This window comes from Oceanobacillus sp. M60, from assembly GCF_053839645.1.
Window position 1 is genome coordinate 18,070 of the sequence record NZ_JBSSNH010000012.1, and the last position, 21,006, is coordinate 39,075.

Consider the following 21,006-nt stretch of genomic DNA (forward strand, 5'->3'; position numbering starts at 1 on the left):
GTCAAGGAGTTTTTTACAAAAAAATTGTCAGCAGCTCATTTGCTGCTGACAATGGATGTGGTATTTATTAAGGTAAGCCGACAATCGTTTTTGGTTCTAAGAATTCTTCGATGCCGTAATCTCCCCATTCGCGTCCAATACCAGACTGGTCGAAACCGCCAAATGGAGCGGTAAAGTCAGCTTGTTCATTATTGACTACAATTCTGCCGGAGCGAAGGCTTTTTGCTGTTTTGGTCAGCGCCTCCGGATCATTACCGACAACATAGCCTGCTAACCCATAAATTGTACCATTGGCAATTTCAATTGCTTCATCTAAATCGTTATAGGTGATAACGGAAAGTACAGGACCGAAAATCTCTTCCTGGGCAATCGTATCTTCAGGTTTTACATTAGTAAATACAGTCAGTTTAGAATAATATCCGGTTTCCAAGCCTTCTGGTTTACCTGTTCCGCCGGTAACTAGAGTTGCGTTACTGTCGATTCCTTTTTGGATATAGTCTTGAACGGTTTTCCATTGATCCTCCGATACCTGTGGTCCGGTGAAAGTAGACTCGTCTTTTGGATCGCCGACAGGATATTCGGAAATATGGTTTTTAATCGCTTGGATAAAATCATCATGCATGGATTCTGGGACCAATGCTCGCGTTCCTGCTGTACATACTTGACCTGTATTGCCAGCGATATGGGAAATAGCTGTTTTTGCAGCATAATCCACATCTGCATCATCCAATACGACAATTGGCGATTTGCCGCCAAGCTCTAAGGAAACCTTTTTAATATCTTGAGCGGCGTTTTCCATAATTTTCGTACCTACGCCGCCGGATCCTGTAAAGGATACAAAGTCGATATCTGGATGAGAGCTGATGCCGTTACCGATGGTAGAGCCTGTTCCGTTTACCAGATTGAATACGCCTTTTGGAACACCGGCAGCTTCGAACACTTCTTTTAATAAGACAGCCGCGAAAGGTGTTTCTGTTGATGGTTTTAATACGACGGTGCTGCCCGCTGCAAACGCACTAGCCAGCTTTGTAGACGCCTGATTTGTCGGGAAATTCCAAGGCGTGATTAAACCAGCGACGCCAATCGCATCCTTTTGGATAAAGGAGTTTTCCCGGTTTTCAGTAAAGTCAAAATCACGTACCAGTTTTGCCGCTGTCCGGAAATGATTTAATCCCATCTGATATTGTACGTTGGTTGTAAATGTTACTGGAGAGCCAAGCTCTGCCATGATAACTTCAATAAATTGATCTTTTCGTTTTTCATATTCATCTGCGATTCGGTCTAATAAATCAGCACGTTCTTCTTTGGTTGTTTGTGAAAACGCCGGGAAAGCATCCCGTGCAGCTTGAACTGCTTTATCAAGATCCTCTTTGGTACCAGAGCTGATTTCACCAATTTTTTCTTCGGTTGCAGGGTTGATTACATCAATTGTTTCGTTTCCAGTGGAATCAACCCACTGACCGTTAATATAATGCTGTATATAGTTATACATTTTCTCCACCCCTTTGCTTGTTTTTCAATAAAGAATATTCAATAATACGTTATCAGCCTTTTTGAATATCCATTACTACTTGTTCCCGCAATAAAAAGTGATTAAACGTAGTAGAGAACATGGATTTAGCCAATAAAAAAACTGTCTCTTCTTAAATAATGAAGAGAGACAGTTTTTGAGAGATTAGCCGCCAATAATATTGAATCCGGCATCTACATGCAATACTTCGCCGGTGATTCCACGTGCCAGTTCGCTAAGAAGGAATAATGTTGCATCTCCAACTTCGTCTTGATCGATGTTGCGGCGCAGCGGAGCTTTTTCTTCCACAACTTGAGATTTTTCGTTGAAATTAGCTACTCCTTTTGCAGAGAGTGTACGGATTGGGCCGGCTGACACAGCGTTCACACGAATGCCATCTTTGCCCACATCTTCAGCTAGGTAGCGGACGCTTGCTTCCAGAGAAGCTTTAGCAACACCCATCACGTTATAGCCAGGAACGACTTGTTCTGCTCCGATGTAAGTTTGTGTCACGATCGAACCGCCTTCAGTCATCAGTTCCTTCGCAGCATTTGTTATGGTTACTAAGGAATAAGCGCTGATTTCTTGAGCAAGCAGGAAACCATCGCGGGAAGTAGTGACAAATTCACCCTGCAGGTCTTCCCGTTTAGCAAAGGCAACAGAGTGAACCAAGCCGTGAATCACGCCGATTTTTTCTTTTATTTCATGAAAGGCTCCCTGAATACTTTCATCGGATTTAACATCGCAAGAGATGATTGCTTTTGGTTCAATTTCATGCTTCTCTAAAAGTTTTACTAATTTTTTGTAGGATCTTTCCTGTCTATTGGTGAAAATAAGGTTCGCTCCGGCATTATGTAGAGATTTTGTAATACCCCAAGCAATACTTCTTTCGTTAGCGACGCCCATTACAACAATGTTTTTACCTTCTAATAATTTTGTCATACGTATCCTCCATTCAACATTTAACTTAGCATCTATTATAACGGATTAGTACCAGGTGATAAAGTTATAAACTGTTTTTCTTTTCTATAAGAAGTATGTGTGATAAGTAAAAAAGCAGTTCAGTTGGACCGCTTTGCCGATTCAGAACCCAGGTAATCGCAGTCGGGAAAATATACGGTACTTTCCTGCCGGAGAATTCTTGTTGTCAAAAAAGATACTCACGCTGGTTTTATATTTATAGAAGAAAAGAGAGGAAATAAGAAATGAGAAGCCTTGGAAATAGTGTCATAACGGGTTTGGTGGAGTGATTTATCGACTTTTGAAAAATAAAATAAGGTTTTTTTCATTTTTCCCTTTACAAACGGTTGGTTCCTCGATATAATAAAATTCGTCAGTTTGCGAGAGAAGCTTTCAAAAAGCCTCTCAGAAACGCATTATGGCCCGTTGGTCAAGCGGTTAAGACACCGCCCTTTCACGGCGGTAACACGGGTTCGAATCCCGTACGGGTCACCAAATGGAGGATTAGCTCAGCTGGGAGAGCACCTGCCTTACAAGCAGGGGGTCGCAGGTTCGAGCCCTGCATCCTCCACCATCACGCCGGCCTAGCTCAACTGGTAGAGCAACTGACTTGTAATCAGTAGGTTGGGGGTTCAAGTCCTCTGGCCGGCACCATTTTTTCATGTATATAATTGATAATATGGTTAACAATAATATGGAGGGGTAGCGAAGTGGCTAAACGCGGCGGACTGTAAATCCGCTCCCTCAGGGTTCGGCAGTTCGAATCTGCCCCCCTCCACCATGTTTTTGTTGGGCCATAGCCAAGCGGTAAGGCATCGGGTTTTGATCCCGTGTACCCCAGGTTCGAATCCTGGTGGCCCAGCCATTTTTATTTTTTAGAAGAAATACATGATAATACTATTACTGATAATAGTATTTTTTTATGGACAGGGCTATATATAATAACCTGTCTTATCATAGGAGCCATTAGCTCAGTCGGTAGAGCAACGAGCGAAACTTCTGCCGAATCAGCTTCGAGTAACCCCGAAGCATTCACTTCGAAGCAAATGCTTGCAGATGCAGGGGTCCACCAAATAAAGAAGCACGAAATAAGGTACCATTCTATTTATAAAACGAGCCATTAGCTCAGTCGGTAGAGCATCTGACTTTTAATCAGAGGGTCGAAGGTTCGAATCCTTCATGGCTCACTACAAGCATGACAAGTATAAAATACAGAAAAACGGGATAATTTTATCTCGTTTTTTTCTTTATCAGCATAAAAATCTCATATTATTTGAACAACAGTTCGACGTTAGTAAAGAGCCTGCCATAGTCTGAGCAGTCCAGCGATTTTGTATATGTTAGAAGCTGGAAATACCAATGCATTACGGTAATGCTGCAAACATAGTTTCAGTCACGAAATAAGTATCTTCTGAATGAAAAAACGATAGAATTCGTGTTATAATCAAAATAGTTTATTTTAGTACATTGTAATAAAAAAGCATATTTCAGATATGATAAATAAAAAGGATGAGCTAGGCATGACCTCTTCAAGGATACCAGGTTTTTATAATATGACGGTAGAAGAAAGGCGGGCATTATTACGTGAGGCCTTTACTTTAACAGATGCAGAAACGCAAAATTTGTCTAACGCCGATGCGCTTACGGTAGGAAAAGCAGATAATATGATTGAAAACGTCATTGGCACCTATCAATTACCATTCGGATTGGGATTAAACTTTTTAATAAACGGGAAAGAATATGTAGTACCGATGGCTATTGAAGAAGCTTCTGTTGTTGCTTCTGCCAGTCATATTGCGAAGATAGTCAGAGAGGCTGGCGGTTTTCGGACAGAATCAAAAGAAAGACTGATGATTGGGCAGATTCAAGTGGTTGGATGTCCGGATTTTCAAGAAGCAAAGCAGCAAATCCTTCGTCAAAAAGATATATTAATGAAAGCTGCCGATGATGCCTATCCAAGCATTGTCAGCCGCGGAGGCGGTGTGAGAGACTTAGATGTACGGGTTTTGAATGAGAACGATGCATCGTCTTATAGCAAAATGCTGGTCATGCATATCTATGTAGACACCTGTGACGCCATGGGAGCGAATATGATTAATACCATGGTGGAATCGATTGCGCCAATCGTGGAAGAAATAACCAAAGGAAAAGTGCATTTGCGTATTTTATCGAACTATGCCGATCGCAGCCTGGCTACAGCAAAATGTGTAATACCTCCGCATCTGCTAAAAACAGGTTCGTTTGCTGGAGAAGAGGTCAGAGATGGTGTCATCCATGCGTATGAATTTGCTGCCTCTGACCCGTATCGTGCAGTAACGCATAATAAAGGGATTATGAACGGCATTGACCCTGTTGTGATTGCGACAGGAAATGATTGGCGGGCAGTAGAGGCGGGGGCACATGCTTATGCTGCCAGAAATGGTCATTATGGCTCCATGACTACGTGGTCAAAGGATGAAGAAGGTAATCTCGTTGGTGAAATTGAGTTGCCAATGTCGATAGGAACTGTCGGGGGAGCGACTCGCGTGCACCCATTAGCTGATTTTTCTTTATCCGTTATGCAAATTGAATCAGCAGAAGAGCTTGCGCAGGTAATTGTAGCAGTTGGTCTTGCTCAAAATCTTGGAGCGCTCAAAGCGTTGGCGACCGATGGGATTCAAAAAGGGCATATGGCGCTTCATTCACGTTCTGTTGCGATAGCTGGCGGAGCAACTGGGGAGATGATTGATGTGATAGCAAAACAATTAGTAGAACAACAAGAAATCCGTGTGGGAAAAGCTAAAGAATTGGTGGAACAGTATAAACAATGAGTGCAGAAAAAGTAACAGCATCGGAAAAAACAGCTATTGGCGTAGCTCATAGTAAGGTCATTTTAATTGGAGAGCATTCGGTTGTACACGGGCAGCCGGCAATTGCTATTCCATTTCCTTTAATTGGCGTAGAGACGGTAATTGAGTATGTTCCTGGAGCGGTGAAAATGGACAGTACCTTTTATCATGGCCCATTGCGGCATGCCCCGAAAGAGCTGGAAGGAATTGTGGAATGTGTCTCTAGTTCTTGTGAATATCTTGGGATTCCTTATAAGGATTTGTTAATACGGATTAATTCCTCGGTACCGCCAGGAAAGGGTCTTGGTTCAAGTGCATCTGTCGCTATTTCTATTATTCGCTCTTTATTCCATTATTGCGATAAGGAATGCTCGACAGAAGATTTGCTGCAATTAGCGAATGTGGCAGAAACCTATGCGCATGGAGCACCAAGCGGGCTGGATACCTTAACGATCACTTCCGATAAACCAGTGTGGTATAAAAAAGGAAGTCCTGTTGAGCACATTGAATTAGGAGAAGACCTGCATTTTATTGTTGCAGACTCCGGCAGATTTGGGGATACACGTACATCAGTTGAATCGGTAGCAAGTCTGTTAAAAGCAGCTCCGCAGCGTATCCATTCCAAAATAGAACGGATCGGGGCGTTAACGCATCATGCAAAAGATGCATTGGAAAAAGCTAGTAAACAGTTTTTAGGTCAACTGTTAAATGAAGCACAAAAAGAACTGGAAGCATTAGGAGTCAGTGATGCCGGTTTAAATAAATTGATTCGCTTTGCCCGGGAAGAAGGGGCTTTAGGTGCGAAATTGACAGGCGGCGGAAATGGCGGTTGTATCATTGCGCTTGCGCAAAATGAAGTTCATTCAAAGCAGCTGGCAGAGAAATTACGCCGTTTTGGTGCAGCAGCAGTCTGGCCGTTTGTTTTGAAGAAATAAAGCGATGCCTCATTCGGCGGGGCTTTTCCCCGGCTGAATGAAGCCGCATGAAAAGAATGATTTGACAGGGATTGTAGAAAAGGAGATTCAAATAATATGAAGGCAACAGCAAGAGCGCATACGAATATTGCTTTAATCAAGTATTGGGGGAAGCGGAATGAATCATTGATTCTTCCTGCCAACAGTAACCTTTCCGTGACATTAGATGGTTTTTCTACAGAGACAACCGTTCATTTTCAGGAAGGGTTAAAAAAAGATTCCTTTCATTTGAATGAACAGAATGTAGAAGGAGATGCGCTTGGAAAGGTAGCGATATTTTTAGATAAGGTGCGTGCTCTTTCTGGAAAGGAAATCTATGCACAGGTTCAATCTGTGAATCATGTTCCTACTGCTGCCGGATTTGCTTCTTCTGCATCTGGTCTTGCAGCATTAGCTGCAGCGAGCTCCAAAGCAATCGGACTTTCTCTAAATGATACGGAATTATCGAAGCTGGCTCGTCAAGGCTCTGGTTCTGCTTCCCGTTCGATTTTCGGCGGTTTTGTTGAATGGCAGATGGGGGAACGGGAAGATGGATCCGATTCGTTTGCCGTGCAAATTGCTGACAAGTCACACTGGGATATTCGCATTGCTGCTGTGGTTTTGTCAAAAACAGAGAAAAAGGTCTCAAGCAGGGAGGGGATGCGCCGTACCGTAGAAACCTCTCCTTTTTATGCAGGCTGGCTGGAGCAGACAGCAAAGGATCTGCAAGAAATAAAACAAGCCATTAAAGTGAAGGATTTTGAGAAGATGGGAAGCGTTGCAGAAGCGAACTGCATGCGCATGCATGCTACAACTTTGGGAGCGAATCCTCCGTTTACATACTGGCAGGATACCACGATGCGAGTGATGCAGACGGTACAAACCTTAAGAGAACAAGGGATTCCTGCCTTTTTTACGATTGATGCCGGCCCGAATGTAAAAGTTTTATATTTACCAGAAAACGAAGCTAAGGTGAAAAAACGCCTGCAGGCAACAGAAGGCGTGGAGGATATTATAATCAGTAAACCCGGAAGCGGAATAAGCTATAGATAGGAGGATAATATGGTGGCAAAATCAATCACGGTCAAAGTACCAGGGAAATTAATGATTGCGGGAGAATTTGCCGTATTAGAGCCTTATCAGAATCTGGCAGTGATGGCTGTGAACCGTTTTGTCTATGCGACGGTAGCGGAAGCGGATAGCCACCAGCTGACTCTTTCGGACTTTTCTCTTCATAAGGTTCCATGGTCTTGGCGAGAGACAGACATACATATTGATTCAGACGATCCCAGGCTGTCTTTTGTTAAGAATGCACTCCGGATTACATATCGTTATTTAGAAGAACAAGGACTGCCGGTTCTTCCGATGCATGTTTCTACACGCAGTGAGCTGGATGATGCCTCTGGCGTGAAATATGGATTGGGCTCCAGTGCAGCGATTGTTACTTCTATCGTAGCGGGAGTATTACGTTTTCAGGCTCCGCAATTGGCTGAAAAAGATACCATTTTCCGTCTGGCTGCGATATCGCATGTGATTACGCAAGGAAACGGATCGGGAGCAGATATCGCTGCATCCACTTATGGCGGGCTGCTTCAATTCTCTTCTTTTCAGGCAGATTGGCTTCTCGAAGCATACCAGGAAGCGGGGTCTGTCACAGAAGTCGTAGAGAAGGATTGGAAATATTATAAAACGAAGCCGATTACGCTGCCAGAAAATGTTTACTTTTGTGTAGGCTGGACAGGCAGTGCTGCATCTACGAAAGATTTAGTGAACCAGGTGCGCTTATTGAAAATAAACAATGCGAAAGCTTATACTTCATTTCTGAAAGACAGTGAACATGCCGTATCTCAGTTTTTAACTGGCTCAAAAGACAATGATATCAATCAATTATTTGCTGGGATAACAGCTAACCGAAAAGCGTTGAATCAAGTTGGGAAAGCAGCAGATACAAATATTGAGATACCCGATTTAACCGTCTTATGTAACTTGGCAGAGGATTTGGGTGGCGCAGGAAAGCCTTCTGGCGCTGGAGGCGGAGATTGCGGGATTGCTTTTATGCCTTCGCAGGAAGCTGCGGAACAACTAGCGCATGCGTGGGAAGAAGCAGGAATCAAAGCTTTGACGTTATCTCCTTCTACCGGCGGAGAGACGGTGATGGAAGAGAATCATTCTGTTTAAGAAATATTAGAAAAGATAAAGGAGAGCCGTTTTGCAATTCGATGCATTGTAAATCGGTTCTTTTATTTTTGCATTTAAATCAAAGGAATTCTGATACCATCTTCAAATATTTTCAAGTTTCTTATAAAAAATAAAAAATGTTTAATGAAGTGAAGGACAAAATAAGATATTATTATTCATAGAGATATAGTTGGTGAGGGGAAGATTACATAGAGATGTTTGTGGATAGGAAATGTAACAAAAAAAGACATACACAGAAGATGTCTTTGAAAATTGAGTAAGGATGATTTAAGAGGTTTTTTTTAAATAAGCAAAAATTAATGCATCCAATTTTTCGCTTGTGGACAGAACAGGTTCTGAGTCTAATCCATGCTCCTCAGACAATGCCAGCATTTCTTGCCTGCACTGTTCAATCTCCATGAATAACGATTTTTTATCCACAAATTTCACTCCTTTTTTAGTATACTTATCGTTAGATATACCCTGTCGGAAAAAAAATAAACATTCTTTTTTAAAATGTGAAACCTTACAAGCGGTTGTTTCGTATAGAGAGTACCGCATAGTGCGGAGGTAATTAGATGGACCAATTTATAAAGAAAAAGATTATAGAAGTTAAAAAAGGAGACCAATCTGCTTTTTCGGATGTCGTATCCTTTTATCAAGATAAAATATACCAGCACTGCTACCGTATGCTGGGTAATAAGCACGAAGCGGAAGATATTGCACAAGAAGCGTTTATACGTGCATATGTGAATATTGATTCATTTGATGAGAGCAGAAAATTCTCTACATGGTTATACCGCATAGCTACGAATTTAACCATTGACCGCATGCGCAAGCGTAAACCGGACTTTCATCTTGATGCAGAAGTAAAAGGGACAGAAGGTTTGGATATGTATTCTCAGCTTGCCAGTACGGAACGTCTGCCTGGAGAAGAAGTGGAAAGCAGAGAACTGCAGCGGTATATTCATCATGAGATTTCTCAGCTTCCTTCTAAATACCGGAGTATTATCATGCTCAGGTATCTGGAAGAATTTTCACTAAAGGAAATCAGTGAAATTCTTGATGTTCCTCTTGGTACGGTAAAAACGCGGATTCATCGTGGAAGAGAGGCCTTGAGAAAGAGGCTTCGACATGTGTAAAGGAGCGTGCTTGATGTGAGCTGCAATAAAGAGTATATAAAAAAAATGCATGACTATTTAGATGGGGATATTTCCGCAGAAGAAGAAAGCTTACTAAGAAGGCATCTGGAGGATTGTGAAGATTGTCAGAAGCATTTTCATGAGCTTCATCGAACCATTGCTTTAATAAAAAGTGCGGAACGGATGGAAGCCCCGGTTGGTTTTACAGAAAATGTTATGAATAAATTGCCGACAGAAAAGAAATCGGTAAAGTATAAGCGCTGGTTTAAACATCATCCAATCCTTGTTGCAGCAGCTATTTTCTTCTTGTTGATGATAGGCAGTCTTTCCTCCACTTTTAATCAAGGAACGGATCAGCTTGTTGTTTCTGCACAGGAAGAGCTTGTCGTTGATGGAGACACCGTGATTGTGCCCGAGGGTGTCACTGTTTCCGGAGATGTCTACGTGAAAAACGGTGATTTATTAGTGCTTGGAACGGTGGACGGCAATGTTACCTTGTTTAATGGAGAGCTTTTAGACGGCGAATCGGAGCTGGAAGGCGGCGGCCTGATGGCCTCTGCAGGAGGAGTCAACGGAGAACTGGAAACCGTAGACCAAACGTTTGAGTGGATATGGTATCATATAAAGAATTTCTTTAAAGGATTATTCGCATTTTAAGATAAAACAATGAAAAAAGGAGCGAGATGATGTCGCTCTCTTTTTTTGGGCGAAAGAAACTGTCATAATGGAGTAAAACATAGCTGCTCCATCAATTATGAAAAAACAGCTGGTTCAGGGTATTGAAGTGGTCAAATTTGGCAGGATTTCTACACACACATTTTAATGGTGTTCCATTTTCTAAAGAAAATAAAAAACTACAGACAGGTCTGTTTTTACAAATTTATGATATAATAATTATCGACTGTAATTCATAATAGTTCATGATAATATAAAACGAAACTTCATTCAGCGGGAATTTATTCTTTCCCTCCGCTGAAGGATTCAGAGAGCTGCATCACGTTATCTTCTGCTTAAATAAATCGAGTTTCATTCTCTATTTAAAGGCGGGAATTTTACGGCCGGTTCTCCGAGAGAAATAATTGCTTTTAAGATAATGTTTAAAACAAACAGGTAATTCTATTGGGTAAAGGATGTGTGCACATGCTTGATGGGGGATTTGACTTTTTAGATCTGCTGCGAATTGGCGTTGATATCGCTCTCGTCTGGTATGTATTATATAAATTAATCATGCTGATCAGAGGTACAAAGGCTATTCAGCTATTAAAAGGAATAGCAGTTGTAATGGTTGTGTGGGGAGTAAGTATGCTGTTAAACTTACAAACCATCCAATTTATCACAGGCCAAGTTATTAATTGGGGAGTTATTGTAATTGTTATTTTATTCCAGCCGGAATTACGAAGAGCACTGGAACAGCTGGGGCGAGGGAATATCTTCGCCAGATCGGGAAGCTCTGCTGAAGAAATTATTCAAAATGAAATTGAGGCTATTGTTACATCTTGTAATTATATGGGTAAAAGAAGAATTGGTGCGCTTATCTCCATTGAAAGAGAAACAGGAATTGGGGATTATGCGGAAACCGGGATTCCAATCAACGGAAAGCTTACTCACCAGCTTCTGACAAACATATTTACACCAAATACACCGCTTCATGATGGGGCAGTAATTATAAAAAATGAAGAGATCACAGCTGCGGCTTGTTACCTGCCTTTATCCGAGAGTCCATTTATCTCCAAGGAATTAGGAACAAGGCATCGTGCCGCAATGGGAATAAGTGAAGTAACAGATGCGTTAACGATTGTTGTTTCTGAGGAAACAGGTGCCGTCTCTTGTACAAAAAATGGAGAGCTGCATCGTGATATCGATGAAGAAAAATTAAGAGAAATGCTTTTAACGCATTTATCAATCGTCCCGAAAGCCTCTGACAAAAAATCATGGAAACGGAGGACTGGTAAGCGTGGATAATTGGTTTAAGAGTAAGTGGTTTGTCCGTATCCTTTCCTTAGCTTTTGCGGTAACACTCTATGCTTTTGTCAATGTGTCCGAAACACCAAATTCCGATTCAACATTTTCTGGTTCAACCACTTCCACAGAAACCTTGGAACAAATTCCAGTAGATATCCGTATTGACCGCGACAGCTATGTTGTCAGTGATGTTCCAGAAGAGGTCGATGTTACTTTACAAGGGAATCGAGGCAGTATGACACCGTATATACTTCAACGTAATTTTGATGTATACGTCGACTTAGAAGGCTTAGAAGAAGGAACGCATGTTGTTGAACTGCAGCATAATATAGCAGGAGATGTGGAAGTATTTATTGAGCCGAAAACAGCAGAAGTCACCATTGAAGAACGGGCATCTCAAGAGTTTACTGTAACTGCTGATCTGATTAATCAAGACCTGATGGCAGATGGTTACGAAGTGGTCGATTATAGTGTCGATCCGGAAACGATAACGATAACAAGCTCAGCGAGCGTCATTGAATCGATTGGCTCTGTAAGGGCTTATGTGAATATGGAAGGTGTCGATGAGTCAATTAACAATCGGGAGCTTCCGATTAGTGTATATGATATACAAGGAAATGAATTGAATGTCGGATTAGACCCTGAAAGTGTTCAGGTCTCCGTAGAAGTCGACAATCCAAGCAAGTCTGTACCACTGTCTGTAGAGACAACAGGTGAGCTGGAAGAAGACCTTGAGCTGGACTCTATTTCTCCAAATGAAGAGGAAGTGGAGATTTACTCTCAAAGTGACGTGCTGGAGGATATTTCAGAAGTGACTACCGAGCCGCTGGACTTATCCGAGATTGAAGAATCCGGCACAGTTGAAGTACCGCTTGATTTGCCTGAAAACGTGCAAGCACCGGAGACGGAAGAGGTAGAAGTTACGGTAGAAGTAGAAGGAACAAATGTAATCGAGAATGTAGCTTTAGAAGAAGAAGGCTTAGCAAATGGATTGGAAGCATCTTATGCAGACCCTGCATTAGAAGTAGAAGTGACAGGGGATGCCTCGGTGGTAAATGGTTTAACGGCAGATGATATCAACGCCGTACTGGATTTATCTGATTTAGAATCAGGAGAGCATGAAGTGCCTATTGACATTGAAGCTCCTGAGGATGTCACTGCCACAGGAAATGTGGAAGAGGTCACGGTGGAAATAATCGATCCGGCTGAAACAGCAGAAGAATAGTTGTATATTGTATGGTCAAAGGAGAGATATAATAATGGGTAAATTTTTTGGAACAGACGGTGTCAGGGGAGTAGCAAATGAAGGGCTGACTCCTGAAATGGCATTTAAGCTCGGTCGTTTTGGCGGATATACGTTAACAAAAGGCAGTGAAAAGCCACGCGTTTTAATCGGCAGAGATACACGTATTTCTGGACATATGCTGGAAGGCGCGTTGATTGCAGGACTTCTGTCAACAGGCGTAGAAGCAATGCGGCTGGGTGTTATTTCAACGCCGGGGGTCGCTTACTTAACAAAAGCAATGAGCGCGCAGGCAGGGGTGATGATTTCTGCATCCCATAATCCTGTAGAAGATAACGGGATTAAATTCTTCGGCTCAGATGGATTTAAGCTGACAGATGCTCAGGAAGCGGAAATTGAAGCTTTATTAGAACAAGAAGAGGATGATCTGCCTCGCCCGACAGGCGCTGGTATCGGATCAGTGAGTGATTATTTTGAAGGCAGACAGAAATACCTGTCCTTCTTAAAAGATACGATTGATAACGATTTTGACGGAATACGTATCGCTGTAGATTGTGCACATGGAGCAACATCCAGCCTGGCTACACATCTATTCGCAGATTTGGAGGCTGACATTCATTCCATGGGCTCTACACCGAACGGCCTGAATATTAATGATGGTGTCGGTTCTACACATCCGGAAGGACTACAGCAATATGTGCTGGATAAAGAAGCGGATGTCGGACTGGCTTTTGATGGAGACGGTGATCGCTTGATTGCTGTGGATGAAAAAGGAAACATCGTGGACGGCGATAAAATCATGTTCATCTGCGCAAAATACCTGAAAGAAATTGGGATGCTTCGTAAGGACACTGTCGTATCCACTGTCATGAGTAACTTAGGCTTTTATAAGGCATTAGAAGAAGCTGGTCTGAAAAGCGATAAGACGGCAGTCGGTGACCGATATGTTATGGAAGAAATGCGTAAAAACGACTATAACCTAGGCGGGGAACAATCCGGCCATATTATCTTTTTAGATTATATTACGACAGGAGACGGTCTGTTATCTGCATTGCAGCTTGTGAATGTAATGCGTGAATCAGGCAAGACCTTGTCAGAACTGGCAGACGAAATGACTATTTTCCCGCAGACATTGATTAATGTTCGGGTTACAGATAAGAATGAAGCATTGACCAGTCCAATCATCTTAGATGAAGTACAAGCTGTGGAAGAAGAACTGGGAGAGAATGGACGCGTTTTAGTCCGCCCATCTGGAACAGAACCGCTTGTGCGTGTCATGGTAGAGGCGAAGACAGAGGAAGATTGCCAGACCTATGCAGAACGAATCGTAAAAGTCATTGAAAATCATTTAGGTGCTTAATAATATCATGTACCTAAAGTAAAAAACGCATGGATGTACCCATCCATGCGTTTTTTTAACTTCTAGAATCCATAGGAATCCTCTTTCTTTTTCCGGATGATTTCGTTGGCTTCATACGTGTCCATGGTATCCTCAATCAAACGCTCTAATCGAATGAAGACATCGTCATCGACGATTTTCTTTTGTTGAAAGCTCTTTTCCTCAACATAAACAAAGGTTTGTACTATTTGTGCTTTCATATAGGATAAAGTTGGTTTTAATTGATGATCAGCAACTAAATAATGCTTGGAAGAGCCTGCGGTTACGAAAAAGCTTACGGTCTTATTCTGAAATGCCCCGACAGGAAGCAAATCAAAAATATTCTTTAAGCTTGCCGGAATCGATGCCTGGAAGACAGGCGTGCCGATAATCATCACATCTGCCTCCATCACCTGCCTGGTGACCCAGGCGGTGTCTCCGGAATAATCGAGATAGTTCCGGCCGTCACTAAATTGCAAATCATAATCTTTTAAATCAATCAGCTGAAAATCTGCTTCTGGATATTTTTCAGCAATTTCTTTTGCTACAGCATCCATGACTGTCCGTGTTTTTGAACCGACAATGGAGCCGGATAAACCAATGATCTTCATGTGCTAATCCTCCTGATTCATGCCAGTGTGCTTACGAATGGCAGGCAAAATTTTCGTGCCAATCATTTCAATATTCTTAGCCAATTGTTCAAATGGAACGCCACCAAAGTCCATTTGCGCTAAGTAGCGCTGATGTCCAAACAGCTCATGCTGATAGAGAATTTTTTCAATAACCTCCTGCGGACTGCCGACATTGATGACACTGCGCTTATCCTTTGCTTGTGCAAATGCCTGCTTTGGAAATCCTTGTCCATTCGTCAGCTTCATTCCTTCATTGATATAAGGGTACATTTGCTGCAGTGCCTCCTGGCTTGTTTCTGCCACATGGAAAAAACCGGTGACGCCGACAGGAAGATCGTCAGTATGATGTCCGCTTCTTTCAGCTGTTTCCCGATACGCATCAATAACATTTTTAAAAGCGCTGGCCGGTCCGCCAAGTGTTGCCAGCATCATCGGTACCCCGGTATAGCCTGCCTTCATTGCACTGGCCGGGGTTCCGCCAACTGCACGCCAGATGGGCAGTGTATTATCTTTCGGGCGGGGCAGCACATGGGCATCTTTTAAGGGTGCACGATAGTCCCCTTCCCAGCTGAGCCTTTCCTTCTCATTAATTTGCAGCAGCAAATCAAATTTTTCTTCATATAACGCTTCATAATCCTGTACGTCATATCCTAATAATTCAAATAGCCCGATTCGGGAAGCTCTTCCGGCAATAATTTCGGCACGTCCATTCGAAATTAAATCAATCGTAGCAAAATCTTCATAAACCCGAACGGGGTCAGAAGTGCTGATAATCGTTGACGAGCTGCCCAGCTTGATGGTTTCTGTCGCCTGCGCAATCGCCGCCAATACCACGCTGTGTGCCTGCGTAGTGAAATAATCCTGATGACTTTCTCCGACACTGAAAAAATCTAACCCTGCTTGTTCTGCCAGCTTTGCTAATTCGATAATTTCCTGAAGACGCTGCTGTGCCGAAATCCGTTTTCCGGTGAAAGGGTTGGCCAGATGGTCTCCCAGTGTATAGAGCCCAAATTCTAATCCTTTCTTTTGGTCAATGCGATATTGTTCCATACCTATGCTCCTCCATTGTTTTAGATTTTAAGGTTAAACCTATCTATTAAAAAATGTATTTGAAGTAAATTGCTTTGGGGAGGAAGTGAGCTACAGGCAGATAGGAAAATGGCGTGTTATTTTCTGCATGTATCGTCTCAAATTCTCCTCTCTATATCACTTTACTATTCAAATGATAAAATGACAATCAAAGTAGCTTGAATTAAAGATAGTTTTGCTGTTCCGCACGGAAAGGCCAGAGTGTATGGTGTATTTTATAAATAGTGGTATAATATAGAAAATACAGATAAAAGGGAGTGCGGGCAGAATGATAAAATTTCCAAAACCGAAAGTAGAACAGTTCTTTTATACGTATAGTATCGATCATTTCCAAGTGAGCAAAGATGAACAAAAGCTGGTATTTTCAACGAACTTGAGCGGTAAACGTAATTTATGGGCATTAGACTTGAGTAAAGAGCATGCGTATCCATTTCAGTTTTCTCAAAAGGATGAATCCTCCTCATTTATTCAGTTTGATCCAAATGGGAAGTATGTTTTAACAAGCTTTGATGCAGATGGGGATGAAAATTATCACATTTACGCCCTGCCTCCAGAGGGCGGATTACCGCAGCCGCTGATTACGGGAGCAGAGGACGAAAAATACTTGTTTGCATACCTGAGCAAGGACGGAAAACGAATTTATTATAATACCTCTAAAAATAATCCGAGCTTTTTAAACACACATGTGCGCCATCTGGATACAGATAAAGATGAGCTGATAGCAGAGGGAGAAGGAGCGCCGACTACACTGGCAGGTGTATCGGAAGATGAAGAGACACTAATATACGAAAGCGTGTTTGCGAACACGTATAATAATATATTCATCGAAAAAGAGGAAGAGAAAATCTATCTTACTCCTGATCCGAAAAAAGTGCATGTATCCTATGATCCAGTTTTTACGGATAATCACAGCATTTATTTCCCGACGGATTATGAAGGCGAATATATGTATTTAGCCAAGTATGACATGAAGCAAGAGACGTTTTCAAAAGTTCTTGAGCTGGAGGAAGAATCGATTGAAACCGTAAAATATGATAAATCATCCGATTCATTGTATGTAGTGACAGAAAAGGGTGTTGTCGATAAGCTTTATCAGTATAAAATAAAATCAGGAGAGCTGAAAGAAATCACAAAGCCTTTTGATTTGATTGATCAGGTGACTGTAACAGAATCAGGGGCAGTATATCTCCTTGGAGGATCCGCAGTAAAGCCGGATAACATTTATCGTCTGACAAATGGTGAGAAATGGGAGCAGCTCACAGATAATCGTGTTCTGGGTGTATCGGAAGAGGAGCTCGTGGATCCTGAAATTGTGACCTATGCTTCATTTGACGGGATGGAAATCGAATCACTTCTGTTCAGGGCAAAACCGGAAAATGCCAATGGGTATACCGTTTTTTGGCCGCATGGCGGACCGCAGGCAGCAGAACGGAAATTTTTCCGTGCGATGTTCCAAAGCATCCTCAATCGCGGCTATCATATTTTCGCACCAAACTTTCGCGGGAGTACAGGCTATGGTTCCTCTTTTGTGAAACTCGTCGAGCAGGATTGGGGGCATGGACCGCGCCTCGATAATGTGGAAGGCATCAAATGGCTGTTTGATCAAAAGATTACGGACCCGGATCATCTATTCTTAGTAGGAGGAAGCTACGGCGGTTATATGGCGCTGCTCCTGCATGGACGTCATCCAGAATATTTTAAAGCAGTGATTGATATCTTTGGCCCGTCCGACTTATTTACCTTTGTCAATTCTGTACCGGCGGATTGGAAGCCGATTATGGAAAGATGGCTAGGTGATTCAGAGCGTGATAAGGAGCGCTTTGTAAATGATTCTCCAGTGACTTATTTGGAAACCATGACAAAGCCGATGCTGGTTATCCAAGGTGCAAAAGATCCGCGTGTGGTGAAGGAAGAATCAGATCAAATTGTCCAAAAGCTGCAGGATAAAGGCCGCGATGTGGAGTACCTGGTGCTGGAGGATGAGGGGCACGGATTCTCTAAAAAAGAGAATGAGATTAAAGTGTATAAGCGGATGTTAGATTTTATGGAAAAGCATAAGTAGAAAAAACATCAGTGAAGCTGCGAATGGGATAGCTTTGCTGATGTTTTTTGTTTATAAATTATCGAATATGTTTTATCTGTGTTGTTATCCGGTCCAATCGCTTTTTTAGATTGGAGCGGTTATCTTCTTGTAATACTAAATTGGCTTTTGCTGCAAGGATTTCTACAACGCCGTCAATGGATAAATGGTCTGTCTGTATTTTTTCTCCAAATGCGTCATCAGCTAAACGTGTTATACATCGGTCCATTTGTCTGAAGCTCCATGAATTCTTTCTTTCCAACCGTTTCTTTAACCGGCGTTCAATGACTTCTTTTGATGCGGATAAAACGAACGGATATAATTGGATTTCTTCTGATTCCAAACTTCCGGTAATTTCTTTAAAATAAAGCTTATCTGTGATTGTCATTGGAATAATAATTGGCTCTTTATCGTTTTCAGCGATATACTTTATGGTCTTGCAATTAAATTCTCTCCACATTTCATAATCTTGAAAGTCATTCTTTCTCAACGTGTCAGGCAAATTCTGATTTAGGAAGAAACCAATATTTTCTGGGTCGTACACGAAGGAGTTTTCCAGTCTTCTGTGAAGCTCATATGCTGTTTGTGTTTTTCCTGCTCCAAAAGCACCGTTGATCCAAATAATTTTTGTCATGGGGAAGCTCCTTTTGTCAGGTGAGGTTTTAAAATTTTCTTTAAAGTCTTTTCATTTATTTTTCATTATATCACTCTGCTTCACCCCTCTTCAAACCTTCTCCCATCCACTTCTGTAAGGCGGATACCTCCCGACACTTATGGATATTCTGCAACATTTTAGAAGGATTTCATAAACTATCTTATCGGAAAGCAAGAAAAAGGTTGACCTTGAATACGACTTTCCGATAGAATATAGAAAGTTCTTGTTTTCCAAATGAAAGAAGTCCGTTTAACAAGAGCAAATAAAAGGAGAGAGGAGCAGAGAAACACGAAAGGAAACTATAATAACAAGCGCCAGGACTATTCTACGGACGGTCAGGAAGAATAGTTGACGAGGTCGGGGGTTATCGAATTATTCGGCGGGTGCCTCCCAGCTGTCCATCGCAGCTGCTGCTTTATCTTTAAACCATCAGGGTGACTTGATGAACAAAGAGATAAAGAATGATGTCTATAAAAACTAACACGAGAAAGGGGCAGAACAAGGCCCCTTCGCTTCGAATCGGTCTTTTGTCTCTGCCCCTTCAAACAAGGAGGACATCGACATGTGCGGAATCGTCGGTTACATTGGACAAAATGATACGAAAGAAATTTTATTAACAGGCTTGGAAAAATTAGAATATCGCGGATATGACTCTGCAGGTATTGCGACTTTAGGGGAAGATGGCGTACACGTAACAAAGGTAAAAGGACGTATCGCAGCGTTACGCAAAGAAGTAGATAACAGCAAGGATGCGACTATTGGTATCGGTCATACGCGTTGGGCGACGCATGGTGTGCCAAGTGTGCAAAACGCACATCCACATCAGAGCTCAACAGAACGTTTTACCATTGTGCATAATGGGGTTATTGAAAACTATGTAGACCTGAAGAAGGAATATCTGGAAGATGTTGACTTTGTAAGTGAAACAGACACAGAGGTTATCGTACAGCTTATTGAAAAACTTTATGAAAAACATAAAAATACCAAAAAAGCATTTGGTGAAGCAATGAGCCTGCTGAAAGGTTCTTATGCTATTGGTCTGATTGATGCAGAAGATCAGGAAACTTTATATGTATCCAAAAATAAAAGTCCGCTATTGGTTGGTTTAGGCGAAGGTTTTAACCTGATTGCCAGCGATGCTATGGCGACGTTGAAAGAAACAAACGAGTACTTGGAAATCTATGATAAAGAAATTGTTCTTGTCAATCGAAGCTTTGTAGAAGTGCAGACATTAGATGGAGAAGTTATCAACCGCGAGCCGTTTACAGCGGAAATCGATGCAAGTGATACAGAAAAAGGAACGTATCCTCATTTCATGCTGAAAGAGATCGATGAACAGCCAATTGTGATGCGCAATATTATTCGTGAATATCAGAATGAAAAAGGCGAATTAAAGCTAGAAAAAAATATTCGTAAAGCCATGCAAAAAGCAGATCGCATATATATTATTGCAGCAGGAACGAGCTATCATGCCGGATTAGTTGGAAAAGAGTTTCTAGAAAAGCTTTCTAATATCCCTGTAGAAGTACATGTTGCAAGTGAATTTTCCTATAACATGCCACTGCTATCTGAAAAACCTTTATTTATCTTTATTTCCCAAAGTGGGGAAACTGCAGATAGCCGTGCTGTATTAGTTAAAGTAAAAGAATTAGGACATCCAGCACTGACATTAACAAATGTGCCTGGATCAACCCTTTCTCGTGAAGCAGATTATACCTTGCCTTTACATGCTGGACCAGAAATCGCTGTTGCTTCCACAAAAGCATATACAGCACAAATTGCTGTTTTAGCGGTTCTTGCAGTAGATACAGCAAGGGTAAAAGGTATTAAATTAGATTTTGATCCATTACAAGAGTTGGCTATCGTAGCGAATGCAATGGAAATCATTACGAACCAAAAAGAAGAGCTGGAGCAGTTAGCAAGAGATTATTTTGCGACAACACGCAATGCTTTCTTTATTGGCCGCAGTACAGATTATCATGTTGCGCAAGAAGCAGCATTGAAGCTGAAAGAAATCTCCTATATCCAAGCAGAAGGCTTTGCTGGAGGAGAGTTGAAGCATGGTACCATCGCATTGATTGAGGATGGTACGCCAGTTATTGCTTTAACTACACAAGAAAATGTAAACTATTCTATTCGTGGAAACGTGCAGGAAGTGGTTGCACGCGGGGCAAATGCACTTATTATCAGCTCAAAAGGCTTAGAGCAGGATGAGGATGCTTTTGTACTGCCGGCAGTGCATGAGCTATTGACTCCATTGGTAAGTGTGATTCCAATGCAGCTTCTGGCTTATTATGCAGCATTGCATCGTGACTGTGACGTGGATAAACCACGGAATTTGGCGAAGAGTGTTACGGTGGAGTAATTAAGAGTCTTAATGACAAAAAGTTGTTGAG

At 41.9% G+C, this 21,006-nt stretch carries 17 protein-coding genes and 6 tRNA genes; 17 read left to right on the forward strand and 6 right to left on the reverse strand.

Annotation, left to right across the window (positions count from 1 at the left end; all coding sequences use genetic code 11):
- Positions 1-67: 67 nt before the first annotated feature.
- Positions 68-1,492: an aldehyde dehydrogenase family protein gene (locus ACW0TQ_RS21420; RefSeq protein ID WP_042531037.1), complete on the reverse strand. Its 1,425-nt coding sequence runs from the start codon at positions 1,490-1,492 to the stop codon at positions 68-70.
- Between the two features lie 183 nt (positions 1,493-1,675).
- Positions 1,676-2,452 (reverse strand): enoyl-ACP reductase FabI, encoded by a 777-nt coding sequence (fabI, locus tag ACW0TQ_RS21425; protein WP_256705525.1) that lies wholly within the window; start codon positions 2,450-2,452, stop codon positions 1,676-1,678.
- Positions 2,453-2,890: 438 nt separating this feature from the next.
- On the opposite strand from fabI, the gene ACW0TQ_RS21430 reads away from it, so the two are divergent.
- The 10 genes from ACW0TQ_RS21430 to ACW0TQ_RS21475 all read left to right on the forward strand — a co-directional run bounded on the left by ACW0TQ_RS21430 (position 2,891) and on the right by ACW0TQ_RS21475 (position 8,429).
- Positions 2,891-2,965 (forward strand) — tRNA-Glu (locus ACW0TQ_RS21430).
- A 3-nt stretch (positions 2,966-2,968) separates the two neighbouring features.
- Positions 2,969-3,044: transfer RNA gene (locus ACW0TQ_RS21435), tRNA-Val, on the forward strand.
- A gap of 4 nt (positions 3,045-3,048) precedes the next feature.
- A tRNA-Thr gene (locus ACW0TQ_RS21440) sits at positions 3,049-3,124 on the forward strand.
- A 42-nt stretch (positions 3,125-3,166) separates the two neighbouring features.
- A tRNA-Tyr gene (locus ACW0TQ_RS21445) sits at positions 3,167-3,251 on the forward strand.
- Positions 3,252-3,260: 9 nt separating this feature from the next.
- A tRNA-Gln gene (locus ACW0TQ_RS21450) sits at positions 3,261-3,335 on the forward strand.
- Between the two features lie 249 nt (positions 3,336-3,584).
- Positions 3,585-3,657 (forward strand) — tRNA-Lys (locus ACW0TQ_RS21455).
- A gap of 333 nt (positions 3,658-3,990) precedes the next feature.
- Positions 3,991-5,280 carry a hydroxymethylglutaryl-CoA reductase, degradative gene (locus ACW0TQ_RS21460; protein WP_193064930.1) on the forward strand — a complete coding sequence of 430 codons (1,290 nt, stop codon included), beginning with the start codon at positions 3,991-3,993 and terminating at the stop codon, positions 5,278-5,280.
- Positions 5,277-6,233: a mevalonate kinase gene (gene mvk, locus ACW0TQ_RS21465; RefSeq protein WP_042531043.1), complete on the forward strand. Its 957-nt coding sequence runs from the start codon at positions 5,277-5,279 to the stop codon at positions 6,231-6,233. Before ACW0TQ_RS21460 ends, mvk begins: the two co-directional genes overlap by 4 nt.
- A gap of 96 nt (positions 6,234-6,329) precedes the next feature.
- Complete coding sequence (gene mvaD, locus ACW0TQ_RS21470; RefSeq protein ID WP_042531045.1) at positions 6,330-7,304, forward strand: diphosphomevalonate decarboxylase; 975 nt, start codon at positions 6,330-6,332, stop codon at positions 7,302-7,304.
- Positions 7,305-7,313: 9 nt separating this feature from the next.
- Positions 7,314-8,429: a phosphomevalonate kinase gene (locus ACW0TQ_RS21475; protein WP_256705526.1), complete on the forward strand. Its 1,116-nt coding sequence runs from the start codon at positions 7,314-7,316 to the stop codon at positions 8,427-8,429.
- Between the two features lie 288 nt (positions 8,430-8,717).
- Here the strand turns inward: ACW0TQ_RS21475 and ACW0TQ_RS21480 are convergent, their stop codons facing one another.
- Positions 8,718-8,870, reverse strand: a complete 153-nt coding sequence (locus tag ACW0TQ_RS21480) for an aspartyl-phosphate phosphatase Spo0E family protein (protein WP_139089041.1) — start codon at positions 8,868-8,870, stop codon at positions 8,718-8,720.
- A gap of 137 nt (positions 8,871-9,007) precedes the next feature.
- On the opposite strand from ACW0TQ_RS21480, the gene sigW reads away from it, so the two are divergent.
- From sigW to glmM, 5 genes are all read left to right on the forward strand, one after another.
- Positions 9,008-9,571, forward strand: coding sequence for an RNA polymerase sigma factor SigW (gene sigW, locus ACW0TQ_RS21485; protein ID WP_042531049.1), 564 nt, complete (start codon positions 9,008-9,010; stop codon positions 9,569-9,571).
- A gap of 15 nt (positions 9,572-9,586) precedes the next feature.
- Positions 9,587-10,228, forward strand: coding sequence for an anti-sigma-W factor RsiW (gene rsiW, locus ACW0TQ_RS21490; RefSeq protein ID WP_042531051.1), 642 nt, complete (start codon positions 9,587-9,589; stop codon positions 10,226-10,228).
- A gap of 483 nt (positions 10,229-10,711) precedes the next feature.
- Positions 10,712-11,533 (forward strand): diadenylate cyclase CdaA, encoded by an 822-nt coding sequence (gene cdaA / locus ACW0TQ_RS21495; RefSeq protein ID WP_042531053.1) that lies wholly within the window; start codon positions 10,712-10,714, stop codon positions 11,531-11,533.
- Positions 11,526-12,758, forward strand: coding sequence for a CdaR family protein (locus ACW0TQ_RS21500; protein WP_042531055.1), 1,233 nt, complete (start codon positions 11,526-11,528; stop codon positions 12,756-12,758). Before cdaA ends, ACW0TQ_RS21500 begins: the two co-directional genes overlap by 8 nt.
- A 34-nt stretch (positions 12,759-12,792) precedes the next feature.
- Entirely contained in the window at positions 12,793-14,136 is a 1,344-nt protein-coding gene (gene glmM, locus ACW0TQ_RS21505) for a phosphoglucosamine mutase (RefSeq protein WP_042531057.1), read from the forward strand.
- A gap of 62 nt (positions 14,137-14,198) precedes the next feature.
- On the opposite strand, the gene ACW0TQ_RS21510 is transcribed toward glmM, so the two are convergent.
- Both ACW0TQ_RS21510 and ACW0TQ_RS21515 read right to left on the reverse strand, forming a co-directional pair.
- Positions 14,199-14,765 carry an NADPH-dependent FMN reductase gene (locus ACW0TQ_RS21510; RefSeq protein WP_212929421.1) on the reverse strand — a complete coding sequence of 189 codons (567 nt, stop codon included), beginning with the start codon at positions 14,763-14,765 and terminating at the stop codon, positions 14,199-14,201.
- Positions 14,766-14,768: 3 nt separating this feature from the next.
- Entirely contained in the window at positions 14,769-15,836 is a 1,068-nt protein-coding gene (locus ACW0TQ_RS21515; protein WP_193064933.1) for an LLM class flavin-dependent oxidoreductase, read from the reverse strand.
- Positions 15,837-16,143: 307 nt separating this feature from the next.
- Here ACW0TQ_RS21515 and ACW0TQ_RS21520 point away from each other — a divergent pair, with 307 nt between their 5' ends.
- Positions 16,144-17,937, forward strand: a complete 1,794-nt coding sequence (locus ACW0TQ_RS21520; protein ID WP_256705527.1) for a S9 family peptidase — start codon at positions 16,144-16,146, stop codon at positions 17,935-17,937.
- 58 nt (positions 17,938-17,995) lie between these two features.
- Here the strand turns inward: ACW0TQ_RS21520 and ACW0TQ_RS21525 are convergent, their stop codons facing one another.
- Positions 17,996-18,589, reverse strand: a complete 594-nt coding sequence (locus tag ACW0TQ_RS21525) for an AAA family ATPase (protein ID WP_193064935.1) — start codon at positions 18,587-18,589, stop codon at positions 17,996-17,998.
- Positions 18,590-19,172: 583 nt separating this feature from the next.
- On the opposite strand from ACW0TQ_RS21525, the gene glmS reads away from it, so the two are divergent.
- Entirely contained in the window at positions 19,173-20,975 is a 1,803-nt protein-coding gene (gene glmS / locus ACW0TQ_RS21530; RefSeq protein WP_042531067.1) for a glutamine--fructose-6-phosphate transaminase (isomerizing), read from the forward strand.
- Positions 20,976-21,006 lie beyond the last annotated feature (31 nt).